12 protein-coding genes and 1 pseudogene are annotated in these 14039 nt (G+C 63.3%); 6 read left to right on the top strand and 7 right to left on the bottom strand.

Translation table 11 applies throughout. From position 1 onward, the window contains the following. Positions 1-14 precede the first annotated feature (14 nt). Positions 15-659, top strand: coding sequence for a carbonate dehydratase (can, locus tag AC6I6U_RS32270; protein WP_497879965.1), 645 nt, complete (start codon positions 15-17; stop codon positions 657-659). A 162-nt stretch (positions 660-821) separates the two neighbouring features. On the opposite strand, the gene AC6I6U_RS32265 is transcribed toward can, so the two are convergent. From AC6I6U_RS32265 to AC6I6U_RS32245, 5 genes are all read right to left on the bottom strand, one after another. Then, the gene (locus AC6I6U_RS32265; RefSeq protein ID WP_497879964.1) at positions 822-1994 is read right to left on the bottom strand and encodes a hypothetical protein; all 1173 of its coding nucleotides are present in this window, start codon (positions 1992-1994) and stop codon (positions 822-824) included. 94 nt (positions 1995-2088) lie between these two features. Then, positions 2089-3693 carry a J domain-containing protein gene (locus tag AC6I6U_RS32260; RefSeq protein WP_497879963.1) on the bottom strand — a complete coding sequence of 535 codons (1605 nt, stop codon included), beginning with the start codon at positions 3691-3693 and terminating at the stop codon, positions 2089-2091. A 12-nt stretch (positions 3694-3705) separates the two neighbouring features. Then, positions 3706-5403 (bottom strand): molecular chaperone HscC, encoded by a 1698-nt coding sequence (locus AC6I6U_RS32255; protein ID WP_497879962.1) that lies wholly within the window; start codon positions 5401-5403, stop codon positions 3706-3708. Positions 5404-5667: 264 nt separating this feature from the next. Next, complete coding sequence (locus AC6I6U_RS32250) at positions 5668-7368, bottom strand: acid phosphatase (RefSeq protein ID WP_497879961.1); 1701 nt, start codon at positions 7366-7368, stop codon at positions 5668-5670. Positions 7369-7574: 206 nt separating this feature from the next. After that, on the bottom strand, positions 7575-8993 hold the full coding sequence (locus tag AC6I6U_RS32245) for a short-chain fatty acid transporter (protein WP_497879960.1): 1419 nt from the start codon (positions 8991-8993) through the stop codon (positions 7575-7577). A 325-nt stretch (positions 8994-9318) separates the two neighbouring features. Here AC6I6U_RS32245 and AC6I6U_RS32240 point away from each other — a divergent pair, with 325 nt between their 5' ends. From AC6I6U_RS32240 to AC6I6U_RS32230, 3 genes are all read left to right on the top strand, one after another. Then, positions 9319-10632 (top strand): MFS transporter, encoded by a 1314-nt coding sequence (locus AC6I6U_RS32240; protein ID WP_497879959.1) that lies wholly within the window; start codon positions 9319-9321, stop codon positions 10630-10632. 114 nt (positions 10633-10746) lie between these two features. Continuing rightward, positions 10747-11031 carry a hypothetical protein gene (locus AC6I6U_RS32235; protein WP_497879958.1) on the top strand — a complete coding sequence of 95 codons (285 nt, stop codon included), beginning with the start codon at positions 10747-10749 and terminating at the stop codon, positions 11029-11031. A 45-nt stretch (positions 11032-11076) separates the two neighbouring features. After that, complete coding sequence (locus tag AC6I6U_RS32230; protein ID WP_497879957.1) at positions 11077-11775, top strand: metallophosphoesterase; 699 nt, start codon at positions 11077-11079, stop codon at positions 11773-11775. Here the strand turns inward: AC6I6U_RS32230 and AC6I6U_RS32225 are convergent. Next, on the bottom strand, positions 11756-11980 hold the full coding sequence (locus AC6I6U_RS32225; protein WP_497879956.1) for a DUF6555 family protein: 225 nt from the start codon (positions 11978-11980) through the stop codon (positions 11756-11758). The two genes, AC6I6U_RS32230 and AC6I6U_RS32225, sit on opposite strands and share 20 nt — an antisense overlap. 174 nt (positions 11981-12154) lie before the next feature. Between AC6I6U_RS32225 and AC6I6U_RS32220 the strand changes: the two are divergent. Further along, positions 12155-12931, top strand: a pseudogene (locus AC6I6U_RS32220) (PAS domain-containing protein); the annotation flags it as partial. A gap of 108 nt (positions 12932-13039) precedes the next feature. Further along, positions 13040-13471: a methyl-accepting chemotaxis protein gene (locus AC6I6U_RS32215; protein WP_497883154.1), complete on the top strand. Its 432-nt coding sequence runs from the start codon at positions 13040-13042 to the stop codon at positions 13469-13471. Positions 13472-13525: 54 nt separating this feature from the next. On the opposite strand, the gene AC6I6U_RS32210 is transcribed toward AC6I6U_RS32215, so the two are convergent. Beyond that, positions 13526-14008 (bottom strand): RidA family protein, encoded by a 483-nt coding sequence (locus AC6I6U_RS32210; protein ID WP_497879955.1) that lies wholly within the window; start codon positions 14006-14008, stop codon positions 13526-13528. Positions 14009-14039 lie beyond the last annotated feature (31 nt).

The raw sequence follows: 14039 nt of genomic DNA, 5'->3' as shown, positions 1-14039 counted from the left end.
CGAGGCTTCACAGCATGAACGAACTACAAGACCTGATTGATAACAACGAGCGCTGGGCCGCTGCGATCAAGGAAGAGGACCCGGAGTTCTTCGCCAAGCTGGCACGCCAACAGACGCCTGAGTTCCTCTGGATCGGCTGTTCCGATGCCCGCGTACCGGCCAACGAGATCGTCGGCATGTTGCCCGGCGACCTGTTTGTCCACCGTAACGTGGCCAACGTGGTGCTGCATACCGACCTCAACTGCCTGTCGGTGATCCAGTACGCGGTGGACGTGCTCAAGGTCAAGCATATCCTGGTCACCGGCCACTACGGTTGTGGCGGTGTCCGTGCGTCGATGCAGGATCGCCAGTTCGGCCTGATCGATGGCTGGCTGCGCTCCATTCGCGACCTCTACTACGAGAACCGTGAAGCGCTGGCGAAACTGCCGACCGAGGAAGAGCAGGTCGATCGCCTGTGTGAGCTGAACGTCATCCAGCAGGTGGCCAACGTCGCCCATACCAGCATCGTCCAGAACGCCTGGCATCGCGGCCAGGGCCTGTCGGTGCATGGTTGCATCTACGGGATCAAGGATGGGCGTTGGAAGAGCCTGGACACCACCATCAGTGGCTTCGAACAACTGCCACCGCAGTATCGGCTGCGGCCGGTCGGCGCGCCCTGACGCCGGGTCAACCTTGTAGCGGGCTTGCCCGCGCTGGGGCGCCTAGCGGCCCTGAAACCTGTGACCTTGTGCTGTCTGACAAAGCGCAATCACAGGTTTTACGACTGCTTCGCAGCCGAGCGCGGGCAAACCCGCTCACCACAAGGGAGCGGTTGCCGGTGACTAGATATGCGGCGCTTCGACCGTCGGTTTCGGCGCCGGCTCACGCAGTTGCTTGAGCTGGGTCTTGACCGTCGGCGTCGTGCATTTCTTCTGCGCATCGGCCTCGCTCAGGTTGCGCACCGAGACATAGAACAGTTCGCAGGTTTTTTCCTTGTTGGTCACTTGCCAGTTCTGGGTGCAACTGGTGAGCTGCGCCTGCGGATCGCTGCCTGGCTTCTGGCCCATGCCCGCCTGCCAGCAGGCCGCGCTCAGGTCCTGGCCCATGACTTTCAGGCCGGCCGCGTCGGCCTTGGCCTGGTCGCCGTTGTAGTTCGACGGGTCGGCCGCGTACCAGATGTAGCTCGGGTGGTTGGAGCCCAGCACCGGCACCTTCACCCCGGCCGCCGGGCTGATCTCGGCCAGGCCGAGTACCGCAACCGTGGCGCCATACTGCTGCTTGATCCAGTTACGTACCGGTGCACCGAAGGCCACCATCGGCAGGGCCGTGCCCTTGGCGGTCACGCTGACTTCCTTGACCATGGTGGTCTGGTAGTCGGTGAAGTAGCCATAGACGCCTTCCAGGGTACTGCCGGCGCTGGCGGGCGCGGCAATCGGCGCGATGTCGATGATGGTCTGGTAGCCGGGCGTCTGCTCCTTGGGAATGCCGTTGTCGGTCAGCAGTTCGGCCCAGCGGTCGGTAGTCTTCGATTCCAGGTAGTCCTGGGCCTGGGTCAGCGAATAATCCGGCGGGAAGTGCAGCAGCTCGACGCTCTTGCGGTTGTCTAGGGCCATGCCCAGCGGCAGGAACAGGTACCAGCTGTATTCCCACTTGCCGTCGGCATTGAGTTTCGAGGCGCCCTTGTACGCCAGGTCGCCCGCGTCGAGCAGGGCGGCCAGCGGTTTGTCGTAGCCATCCGGAACGCCGCTGAAGTGCGCGTAGAGCTGGCCGTTGTCGGTCTTTACCGTCACCTTGGCGTTGCTGTAGCCGTCGCGTTGCACGCTCTGGTTCAGGTAGTGTTCGGCGGTCTGCTCCAGCGTCCAGTTGCGATAGCAGATCACGTTGCAGTTGTTGGGATAGGCGAACAGTTGGGTGACCCGTTCGGTACTGCCCAGTTTCAGGTCGACATCGGCGTATGCGGCGCTTGTGCCCAGACCGAGGGCGGCGAGAGTGAGGGTCACTGCGAGTTTCGACATGCTCAGATCCTTTTCAGCGTGAGGCCCCTTGAGGGGGTAGGTTCATACGGGTACAGCGTTGCTTCGGGTGCCGCTCCGGCCGGGGCCGGGCCCGCTAGCTCGGGCGAGTCAGCGGAAAACCCGGGTAGGCAAAAATACAGGCCACGGTCGCGATCAGCATGATCACGAAAAAGCCCAGTTGCAGCGGGCTCCAATTCGCCCAGTGCAAGATCGCCTGCAGCGGCTGCTTCCAGCCGGATGTCGGTTTCTCGGCTCCGCGGCGCTGCTGATCGAACAACCCGATCAGGCCGACACCGACAAAGGTGCCGAGCCCCAATCCACCCAGTGCGGTCCAGAAGCATAGGCCGAGAATCGCCTGGGGCACACCGTGGCGCAGTAACAGCCAGTAACCATCGGGGTTGAGCCTTTGTGGGAGCAGGCGCTGGCTCAGTTGCACATCCAGGACGAAGAACTTCGAGCAGAGGGTCAGCCAGCGGGGCATCAGGAAGCGGCCCGCCCAGACCGGAATCAACGCCCAGGTGCCCGCCAGGAACAAAGTGATCCAGATCGGCTCGCTACGCAGGACCTTGTGCGCCAGTTGCGGCAGGAAATGCAGGAGCAGGGTCAGTGCCGAGGCGGCCCACAGCCAGCTCCAGCTGTTGTCCGGGACCGGGCGCGGGGTGAATTTCCACCAGAAAAACACGTCCGGTTGGGGCAGGCGTTCAAGCAGGGCGGGGTATTGGTAGGCGAGCGTTTCGGCCAGTTGGCGGCAGGCTTGCCATTCCGCGCCCTCGAAACGCTGGTACAGGACCATCTGTTGGGCGCTGGTCAGCGGCATCAGCAGCAGGTGCGCGGCCAGTTGGTCGGGGCTCCAGGGATTCGGCGCCTGCGCCTTGGCCAGCAGTTGCTGATAAAAACTTTCCTGTTCGCAGCGCTCCATCAGGGCCCGCCAGGTCCATTGCGGTTCTGGCGTGTTGCCCTTGCGGTCATCCCAGTCGAACAGTTGGCAGACCCGCTCGAACATCGGCAGGCTCCAGCGGGTTTCATGCAGCAGTTGCAGGATGATGTGCTGCCATTCCCGTCGCCGGTCGAAGACTTTCAGCCAGGGTTGCTCGCTGTAGTCTTTCAGGCGACTGACGAACTCGCGTTCCTGGCCGACTTCGAGCAGGTCCTGCAGAGCCTGTCGGTATTCCTGCAGCAAGCCGCCGGACAACGCCTCTGCCTGGGACGGCGTCATCCTGGCTGCCTGCCAGGGCGTCAGCCATTCCAGTTCTCGAACCGCCCACGCCGCGACCGGGTTGCGCAGCCCCGGCTGTTCGAAGCACAGTTGCAGCAGCATCTGCTCAAAGGCCTCGGTGCAATCCAGCTGGCGGGCCTGTTCCCAGCGCTGGGGCAGGTTCTGCGCGGTGAGCCCGGCCACCAGGAACTCTATGCGGTCGGTGACAGCCTGGGTGGCGGGCTGGGTATCTGCCCGCTGCGCGGGAACGTGTCGCTCGTCTTCGCTCGACTCGACGGCGGAAGCGGCCAGGGGGGCCTCGGCGTATTCATCGTCATCGCGCCAGCGGGCGATCTCCAATGCCTGCTCATACGCCTCGCGCAGGCGCTGGAAACCTTCGGCATCCTCGTCCGGCCGGGTGCTTTTCAGCAGCCGCGCGTAGCTGCGCTTGATGCTGCGCTGATCGGCGTCTTCAGCCAGTTGCAGTATCGCCCAACAGTCCATTTCGCAACTTCCTCAGTGCCAGACGCCGTTGTCGAGCCGGTTCAGGCACTCGGTCAGTTCATTGCGTGCCTCGCGAATCTGCCGTTCGTCCTGGGTTTCCAGCACCTGCTGGAATTGCCCGGCCCACTGGCCGATACGCTCGCGCAAGTCGCCCAGGCTTTCCTGGTAGAGGCGCTCCAGCCGGGCGGTGAGCACGGTGTTCACTTGCTGGTCGCGTGGGTGCACCTTGAGCAGGCTCAGGGCCTGCAGGCGTTGCTGGATCTCCTCGGGCGAGAGCACGCCGGGGTTGTTCTCGATCACCAGTGAGCGCTGTTCGTTGGTCAGCGGCACGGTGACCTGGGCTTCCAGCAGGCCGTTGTTGTCGTAGGTGAAGCGTACATCCAGCGAGACCTCGCCGGCCTGGCGCTTGGGCACCGGCATTTCCAGTTCGCCGAGGAAGACGTTGTCGCGCACCAGGCGGCTTTCGCCCTGGTAGATCTTCAGCTTCACCACTTCCTGGTTGTCATGCAGGGTGCAGACGGTCTTGACCCGGCTGACCGGAACGATGCTGTTGCGCTCGATGATCGGCAGGTAGTGGCCGCTTTCGATCTGCTGGCCGTATTGCTGGGACGTTTCGATACCCAGGGTGTAGGAGCAGACGTCAGTCAACACCACTTCTTCGAGGGCGGCCGAACGGGCCTTCAGCGCCGCCTGGACCGCCGCGCCATGGGCCACCACTTCATCGGGGTTGAGGCTGATGGACGGGAACCGCCCGAACAGCCCAGCCGCCAGCTTGCGCACCAGCGGCATGCGGGTGGTACCACCGACCAGGAGGATTTCATCCAGGTCACTGACACGGATACGGGCATCGCGCAGGGCGCGCTCGATCGGTCCGCGCAGGCGCTCCAGCAGCGGCGCGTAGAGCTCGGCCAATTGCTGCTGGGTGAAGGTATGGCTCCATTGGCGGCCATCGATGCGCAAGGTGAACTCGGCACTCTGTTCCTGGCCGAGCAGCTTGCGTACGCGCTCGGCCTCGCGGCGCAGGGGCTGGATCACGCTGGCCCGGTCGGGGAAGTCGGCGGCGTTGCGCTGGCTGTCGACGAATCGCTCGAGCAGCACCGTGTCGAAATCCTCGCCGCCGAGGAAGTTGTCGCCTGCACTGGCGCGAACCTCCATCACCCCATCGAACAGTTCGAGGATCGACACGTCAAAGGTGCCACCGCCAAGGTCGAAGACCAGGAACGAGGTTTCCTTGTCCCGTTGGTGCAGGCCATAGGCGAGGGCAGCGGCTGTGGGTTCGTTGATCAGTTTGTCGACCTTGAGCCCGGCCAGTTCGCCGGCGATCCGCGTGGCCTTGCGCTGGGCATCGCTGAAATAGGCCGGAACGCTGATCACCGCTTCGTGCACGGTTTCACCGTAGGCGCGTTCGACATCTTCCTTGAGGCTCTTCAGCACCAGCGCGGAAAGCTCCTCGGGACGGAACAGCCGATCACCCAGACGCACTTCCTGGGCGCTGCCCATGTGGCGCTTGAACAGCGCGGTGGTGCTGCGCGGATGGGTATGCAGGCGCTCCCTGGCGGCCTGGCCGACGAGAATCCGCCCCTCGTCATCGAGACCGACCACGCTCGGCGTGAGGAACTGGCCGAGTGCATTGGGCACCAGTTCGCTGGCCTCCGTGCGCCACACGGCGACGAGGCTGTTGGTGGTTCCCAGGTCGATCCCTACGATCATTGCGCTGAACTCCCTTCCGGTCGGTAAAAAGCTGAAACAGAAATAATCCGCTCAGGATATTACCGGAGTGAGGAGGGGGTAAAGAGGGTGATGGCAGTTGGCTATTATTGTTGGGAGCGGGCTTGGCTCCGCGTCAATGCCCGCGCTATCGCTGGAATTGTGGGAGCCGGCTTGCTGGCGATCCGCCGAAGGCGGCCATCGAAAAGATGCCGGCGCTGCCGAGGGCGCTATCGTCAGCAAGCCGGCTCCCACCAGGAGACGCGATCAGGCGGTAAACCGCAGCGCGTTGGTCAGGTCGCCCATCGGCTTCTGCCCCCGCGCGGTCATCGCATCATCGCGTTCCTTGAGGCCATCGAGCTTCTCCAGCTGGAACACCCGGGTGATCAGGCGCAGGATCGACGCGGTGTCATACACGGTGTGGTCCACCGTACCCTTGCGTGCAAACGGCGACACCACCAGCGCCGGAATCCGCGTGCCCGGTCCCCAGCGGTCGCCCTTGGGCGGTGCCACGTGGTCCCACCAGCCGCCGTTCTCGTCGACCGTGACCACCACCACCATGTTCTGCCACTGCGGGCTTTCGCGCAGCACCTTCAAGGCCCGCACGATATGCCGGTCGCCCGCAGCCACGTCGGCATAACCGGCATGCATGTTGAGGTTGCCCTGGGGCTTGTAGAAGGTTACTGCCGGCAGCTTGCCGGCCGCTGCGTCGGCGAGGAACCTGTTGGTGCCGGTCTCGTCGCCCAGGCCGCCATCACGCAGGCGTTTGGCACGTTCTGCGGGATTCTCCGGGCCCTGGCGGGTGAAGTAGTTGAACGGCTGGTGGTGGTACTGGAAGTTCGGAATTTTCGGAATGCCGCCCGAGTCCTTGAACTGCTCCAGAGTCACCTGCCAGGCGCCGGCGTACCAGGCCCAGTCGATGTTCTTCTTCGACAGCTTGTCGCCGATGTGCTCGTGGGTCTGCGGCACCAGCACGGTCGGCAGGTCCGGCTTGGCGTAGTCGGGGCGCTCGGGGTCGCGGATCCAGGTCGGCCAGTAGGGCGGTGCCATGGTGTTCACCGCGTAGCCGTCGGGCGTCAGCGCGCTCGGGCCGAACTGCGGCGGGCCGCTCATGGCGCTGGCCGGGGATTTCTCCAAAGGCATCAGGCGCGGGTCGGTCGGATCGTCGCTCTGCACCTTGGCGATCTGCGGCTTGGCCACCGAGTTGGCAGCATCCGGGTAGAACGGCACCTTGGCACTGATCAGGTACTGGTGGTTGAGGAACGAACCGCCGAAGGCGCCCTGGAAGAAGTTGTCGCAGAGCACGAATTCCTTCGCCACGTCCCACAGGCGCAGTGAGTAACGGGTCTGGGCGTAGTAGCCCATGGTCAGGCCGCCGGAGTCGGCCCAGGCGACGAAACGGTCGTTCTTGCCACCGTTGATCTGCATCTGGTTCTGGTAGAACACGTGCCACAGGTCGCGGGTGACCACGCCCAGGGGCAGGTCTTCACCATTCGGGCCCTTGAGGGCGTAGGGTGCGTTGGGCAGGTTCTCCTGGAACTGGGTGTCCACCGGATAGGTCACCCCGTCGAGGCTTTGCGGGCCGACCTGCAGCACACCGCCCCAGGCTGGCGGCAGGGTCTGCAACAGGCTGCCGTCACGGTCGTACTGCTGGTAGTCGGCTGGCCTGAGCGCCGACAACGGTTTCTCGACGCCTGGGAAATCGCCGAACAGGTTATTGAAACTGCGGTTTTCGGCGTAGATCACCACCACGGTCTTGACCTGGTCCTGCAACGCCTTGTCCAGCGCGGTACCGGACAGTTCCCTGGCCTCGGGCTGCTTGCCCGGCTCGCCAGGCGAGCCACAGGCACTCAGGGTCGCGCCAGCCCCCAGCACGGCGACGCCACCGAGGAAACGGCGGCGACTGGTATTGGTGGGGGTATCGGCATCGACTGCCGGCGACTGCTCGAGGTCTTTCTCGTCACTCATCCTGGGTTCCTGCTGGCTGGGTTAGACGTAACAAAATATTTCGCATCGCACGCTAGCAACGCAATATGACAGAACGGCGACGACCGCTCTGCGTCGGGCCTTGCAGTATGCCTGTTGTCGAGGACGAGGAAAGTGCTGGCGTTGTGCTGGAGGAGGATGCGGGGCTGGCTGATCATCAGGCGATGATCAGCCAGCTTGGATTGCCGTCAGGGCATGACCGGCCCGCTATAGGCCAGGGTCGTTCCCAGTGCCCACAGCAGCAGCAACACCAGCGGCGCATGCACCAGCAACTGCACGAAGGAGAAACCGATCAGGTCCCGTGCCTTCAGGCCCAGTACGCCGAGCAACGGCAACATATAGAACGGGTTGATCAGGTTCGGCAGCGCCTCGGCGGCGTTGTAGATCTGCACGGCCCAGCCCAGGTGATACTTGAGGTCATTGGCGACCTGCATCACATAGGGCGCCTCGATGATCCACTTGCCGCCACCGGACGGGATGAAGAAGCCCAGCACCGCCGAATACACACCCATCAGCAGGGCATAGGTGTCATGGGAGGCGATCTGGGTGAAGAAGGTCGAGATATGGTGCGCCAGGGTCTGGGCGTCGGTGCCCTTGACCGTGGTCATCAGCGCGGCGATGGAGCCGTACAGCGGGAACTGGATCAGCACCCCGGTGGTGGTCGGCACGGCCCGCGCTACCGCATCGAGGAAACTGCGCGGGCGCCAGTGCAGCAATGCGCCAACCATCAGGAACAGGAAATTGTAGGTGTTCAGGCCGGAGATGGCGCTGATCGCCGGCTTGGTCGAGAACTCGTGGAACAGCCAGCCGGCGGCCAGTGCTGCCAGCAGCAGGGTCAGCAGCGGGCTGTGTTCGAGCCATTCGCCAGGCCGGGTACGCGGGCTCAGTGGTGGCAGGTTGAAGCTTGGGTCGACGCCGCAGGCCTTTGCATCGCGGGCCGAGTTCGGGCCGGGCGCGGTGGCGTAGGCAATCACCAGCGAAACCACGATCAGCGCCAGCAGCAGCGCCCCGGACTGCCAGAGGAAAATGGTCTGGGTGAAGGGAATGACGCCGGTGATTGACAGGATCGACGGCGGCAGGCTGGCCGGGTTGGCCTGCAATTGCGCGGCGGATGACGACAGGCCCAGGGCCCACACGGCGCCGAGTCCGAGGTAGGCAGCGGCGCCGGCGGCGCGGTAGTCCATGTGCAGGTCGGTGCGACGGGCGAGAGCCCGTACCAGCAGGCCGCCGAACACCAGCGACAGGCCCCAGTTGAGCAGCGAGGCGACCATCGAGATCAGTGCCACCCAGGCCACGGCGGAGCGGCCGTTGCCGGGGATGCGCGCCAGACGGTCGATCAGTCTCACTGCGGGGGGCGAACTGGCGACCACATAGCCGCCGATGACCACGAAGGCCATCTGCATGGTGAACGGAATCAGACTCCAGAAGCCGTCGCCGAAGGCCATGGCGGCATCGGTCGGCTTGGCGCCCATGGCCAGGGTGCCCAGGGCGACGACGATCACCGCCAGTGCGGCGAACACCCAGGAGTCGGGAAACCAGCGCTCGGCCCAATTCGAGCAGCGCAGGGCAAAGCGGGCATAGCGGCTTTCATCGAGATCGGCAGCCACGGAAGTACCTCGTTTTTCTTATGGTTGTAAGGAGGACAGTCGCCCCGATGGAGGCGACCGGAACCGCTCAAGAATGCGGTATTCGTCGCTTGCTGCAAAGTGTTGCCGACAACAGCACGAATGGGCGCAGATTGTCGAAAAACGGAACCCGTCACGCATATTTCTGCTAAAAAGTGACCCGGTGGCAGGTTTTTGATTGTAGTCCCCGCTGGGTGCACTAATCTTTGCCCCTTGCGTGCCGGCTGATGCCTCGGCGCGCTTGTATGTTTTTTGTACAGTTTGGGCAGCCGTGGGCTGTCTCCGAATACGCTATTCCGAGTTCTTTATGACCGTTGACTCCTATCCGCGAAACCGTCGCTTTTCCCGGTCCGACTACAAGACCCTGGGCCTGGCGGCATTGGGCGGCGCGCTGGAAATCTACGACTTCATCATTTTCGTGTTTTTCGCCCTGACCCTCAGCCAACTGTTCTTTCCGGCGCAAATGCCCGAATGGCTGCGGTTGCTGCAAAGCTTCGGGATTTTCGTCACCGGCTATCTGGCGCGCCCGCTGGGCGGCATTCTCATGGCGCATTTCGCCGATCGCCTCGGGCGCAAGCGGGTGTTCAGCCTGAGCATCCTGATGATGGCCTTGCCCTGCCTGTTGATCGGGGTGATGCCGACCTACGCGCAGATCGGTTACTGGGCGCCCTTGCTGCTGCTGTTGCTACGCGTGCTGCAGGGGGCTGCGGTGGGCGGCGAGGTGCCCAGTGCCTGGGTGTTCGTCGCCGAGCATGCGCCGCCTGCGCATCGGGGTTATGCCCTGGGTGTGCTGCAGGCCGGGCTGACTTTCGGTTACCTGTTGGGGGCGCTGACCGCGACCCTGTTGGCGCGGGTCTATAGCCCGGCGGAGATCCTCGACTTCGCCTGGCGGTTTCCATTTCTGCTTGGTGGGGTGTTCGGCGTGATTGGCGTCTGGCTGCGCCGCTGGCTCAGTGAAACTCCGGTGTTCATGGCCTTGCAGGCCCAGCGCGAGGCAGGCGGCGAGCTGCCGCTGCGAACGGTGCTGCGCGACTATCGGCGTTCGATCTTCCCGGCGATGCTGCTGACCTGCGTGCTGACCTCGGCGGTGGTGGTGCTGGTGGTGATTACCCCGACAGTCATGCAGAAAAGCTTCGGCATGACGGCCAGCCATACCTTTGCCCTGAGCAGCCTGGGGATCGTCTTCCTGAACATCGGCTGTGTGCTTGCCGGCCTCCTGGCCGACCGCATCGGCGCCTGGCGTGCAGTGTTGTTCTACAGCCTGCTGCTGCCGGTGGGCATCGGCCTGCTTTATGCCTGTCTGATCAGTGGCGGGGCCTGGATCAGCCTGGCCTATGCAGTGGCCGGATTGGCCTGTGGCGTGGTCGGCGCGGTGCCGTCGGTGATGGTCAGGTTGTTCCCCAGCCGCATCCGCGTATCCGGTATTTCGTTCACCTATAATATTGCCTACGCTCTCTGGGCGAGCACCACGCCGTTGCTGCTGATCGGCCTGATGCCCTGGAGCCCCTGGGTTTGCGTGGGATATTGCCTGGTCATGGGTGCGGTGGGCTCGTTCACGGCGCTGTATTTTGGTGGGCGGATCGCGATGAGTGCCGATTCGCAGGCGTGTACCGGGCATTGAGGCCCGGTAGAAGACTCCCGGATTTTCGAGGGGGCGAGGTTCTGACATCCCGGACAGCACAACGCACGGAGTGGCGGCGTCGGTTCGGGCATTTTCCCCAAGAGGCATATCGAAATGGATTTTCGTGTCCTTCTGGCCGTCGGCATTGCCTGCGGCTGTTTCCTGGCGACCCCGGGCATTGGCCCGACCGATAGACCCCAGCATCGCCAGGTGTTGCGCCCCAGGATTGCGCAGACGATCACCCCCGTGACGCAGACGGGGTCCGTGCTTGAGTCCTCTTCCCTCAAGAGCGCGGTATTTCGTACGATTCATTACCAACGGCAAGTCGAAGGCGTACCTTTGGAGGGCGGCCTCGACGAACTGCCACTCAAGCGACATCTGCCGGTGTGGGTGTTCTGAGCCGCAGCTCGCGCAGGCCTGCATTGGGTAGAGGATCAACGGTTCATGGCTGGATTTGCACACTATCCGCTCAATACCCTGGGGCGGGACTTTGCCGTCGGTGATATCCACGGGCATTTCGGTCGGCTGCAGGCGATCTTGGACCAGGTGCAGTTCAACCCCGAGTGCGATCGTCTGTTCAGCGTCGGAGACCTGGTCGACCGTGGGCCACAGAGCGAGCAGGCCCTGGAGTGGTTGGAGCGGCCGTGGTTTGCCGCGGTGCAGGGCAATCACGAAGCGCTGGCGATCCAGCATGCGCAGGGCCTGACGCTGGACCGCGAGATGTACCGCGCCAGTGGCGGCGGATGGTTTCTCGACAGCAGCCCGAAGCAACAGCGTCTGTTTGCCGAGCGCTTTGCCCAACTGCCGATTGCCTTGGAGGTCGAGACCCGGCTTGGGCCGGTGGGGCTGGTTCATGCCGACAGTCCCTTCGAGACCTGGACAGCCCTGCGTGATTACCTGCTGGGGAACTCCCTGGTCGAGATCGCGGTGGAAGAGGTCTGTCTGTGGTCACGCCGCCGTGTGAGAAACCATGACGCCAGCGGTATTCGCGAGGTGCGGGCAGTGCTGGTCGGACACACCACGCAACGCCAGCCCACAGTGCTGGGCAATGTCTATCACATCGACACGGGCGGCTGGAGCGATGGTGGTTTCACGCTGGTGGAACTGGACAGCCTGGGTTTTATCAGGCCTGACGCCAACTGACCGCCTCGATGCCGAATTTCTCGGCCATTGGCTTGCTGGTCTTTTTCACCTGTTCGCGACCGAACCTGCCTATCCTGCCGACGCCAGCATCGCAGCTGGCCCAGTGCCAGGCCTCGGCATTGTCCATGCGCTCGCTGCGAATGACGAAGGACTTGGGGGTACCGTGAAGGGTGTAGTCGATTACGAATAGTTTTGCCGTGCTCATGGATCTGAAACTCCTCCCTGTTGTTCTGAAGTGATCCCCCTGTGCCGGAAAAATTCCATCGGTTAGCCGAGCGGTCTGGCGTGCTAAATAACTCGGAATAATCCTTCAGAAAAACTCTCGGTAGCCGATGAAAATTACAGATAGCGCTACTTCCCCTTGCCATCGGTGCACACCATGTTCAACAAACGCTTGAAGCAGGAGCTGTCGGCTCTTCGCGAAGAATTGTCCAGTCTCCAGCAGGTCAGGGAGAGTCTTGAACAGGAAATGCTCGTACTCACCCTGGACGCCGATGGCCGCATCCATTCCGTCAACCAGAATTTCATCAAGGAAATGCTCCACCAGAGCAGTGCGCTGGTCGGTCGGCATTTCGACGACTTCGTGCCGGCATACCTGAAAGGCTCGGACTTTCACCAGCGCTTCAAGAATGCCCTGGCCCGCGCCGAACATTTCAGTGGCGCCATCCGTCTGTTGCGCGGCAATGGCCAGGAAGCCTGGCTGCGTTCGATCATGCAGCCGATCCGTGGTGCCGATGGTCGAGTCAGGCATTTCTCGATCTATTCCAACGACCTGACTCGCACCATCGAAAGTTCTCGCGAACATGAGAACCTGATCGGTGCGTTGCTGCGGTCCACGGCAGTGATCGAATTCAACCTGGATGGGGAGGTACTGACCGCCAACGACCGTTTCCTCAATGGCATGGGCTACAGCCTGGCGCAGATCAAGGGCAAGCATCACAGCCTGTTCTGCGAACCGGGGGAGGCCAGGAGTCCCGAGTACCAGGCGTTCTGGAAACGTCTGAATGCCGGCGAGTTCATCGCCGGTCGCTTCAAGCGCGTGGACAGCCATGGCCGGGTGGTCTGGCTGGAGGCCTCCTACAATCCGGTACTCGATTCCAACGAGCGGCTTTACAAGGTGGTGAAGTTCGCCACGGTGATCACCGACCAGGTGAATCAGGAGCAGGCAGTGGCCGAGGCGGCGAATATCGCCTACAGCACGTCGCTGCAGACCGACGCCAGTGCCCAGCGCGGCACCACGGTGGTGACCCAGGCGGTCGACGTGATGCGCGACCTGGCCCAGCACATGCAACACGCCGGAGAGGGGATCGAGGCGCTCAACGCCCAGTCGCAAGTGATTGGCACCATCGTCAAGACCATCAGCGGCATCGCCGAACAGACCAACCTGCTGGCACTGAACGCGGCCATCGAGGCGGCGCGGGCCGGCGAGCAGGGGCGTGGTTTCGCGGTGGTGGCCGATGAGGTCCGTCAGTTGGCTTCGCGAACCAGCCAGGCGACCGACGAAATCGTCACGGTGGTGCGCCAGAACCAGGACATGGCCCGTGACGCGGTGTCGCTGATGAACAGTGGCAAGACCCAGGCCGAGGAAGGCCTGGCACTGGCGGCCGAGGCCGGTTCGGTGATCGTCGAGATCCAGGACGGCGCCCAGCGGGTGGTCAGCGCAGTCGGGCAGTTCGCCAACCAGTTGAGCACCTGATCAGGTGGGCTGGCGGCGCAAGAGCGGTCAGCCCGTGCGCCGTCCGTCGCGGGCTCAGGGTTTGAGCGCCACCACCATATCGATTTCTACCGAGGCATTCTTCGGCAACTGGAACACCCCGACCGAAGTCCGGGTATGCACCCCGGCTTCGCCGAAAATGCTGTACAGCACCTCCGAAGCCCCATCGGCGACTTCACTCTGCTGGGTGAAGTCCTCGGCGCTTTGCACGTAGACGCTGATCCGCAGGATCCTGCGGATGCGCTCCAGGTCGCCATCGAGCATCTGCCGCAGAATCGCCAGGGCGCGCATGGTGCTGATCCGGGCGCCGTGCCGGGCCTGTTCCAGGCTGGTCTGCGTGCCCACCCGACCGGTGACCATCACCGTGTTGTCGATACGCGGAATCTGCCCGCTGACATAGATCTCGAGGTCATTCTGCACCGCCGGCACATAGTTGCCGCCAATCTTCATTTCGCCTTCGAAACTGTGGCCGAGCTGATCGGCAACCTGGGCGAAGCGTTCGTTTCGGGACTGCGGCATCGTTGTCGTCCTGCTGAGGAGTGGGCGTAGT

It is taken from the genome of Pseudomonas sp. UTLPPB19802 (assembly GCF_059730225.1).
Note: the sequence above shows the minus strand (reverse complement) of the source record. Positions and strands in the feature narration are given on the sequence as shown.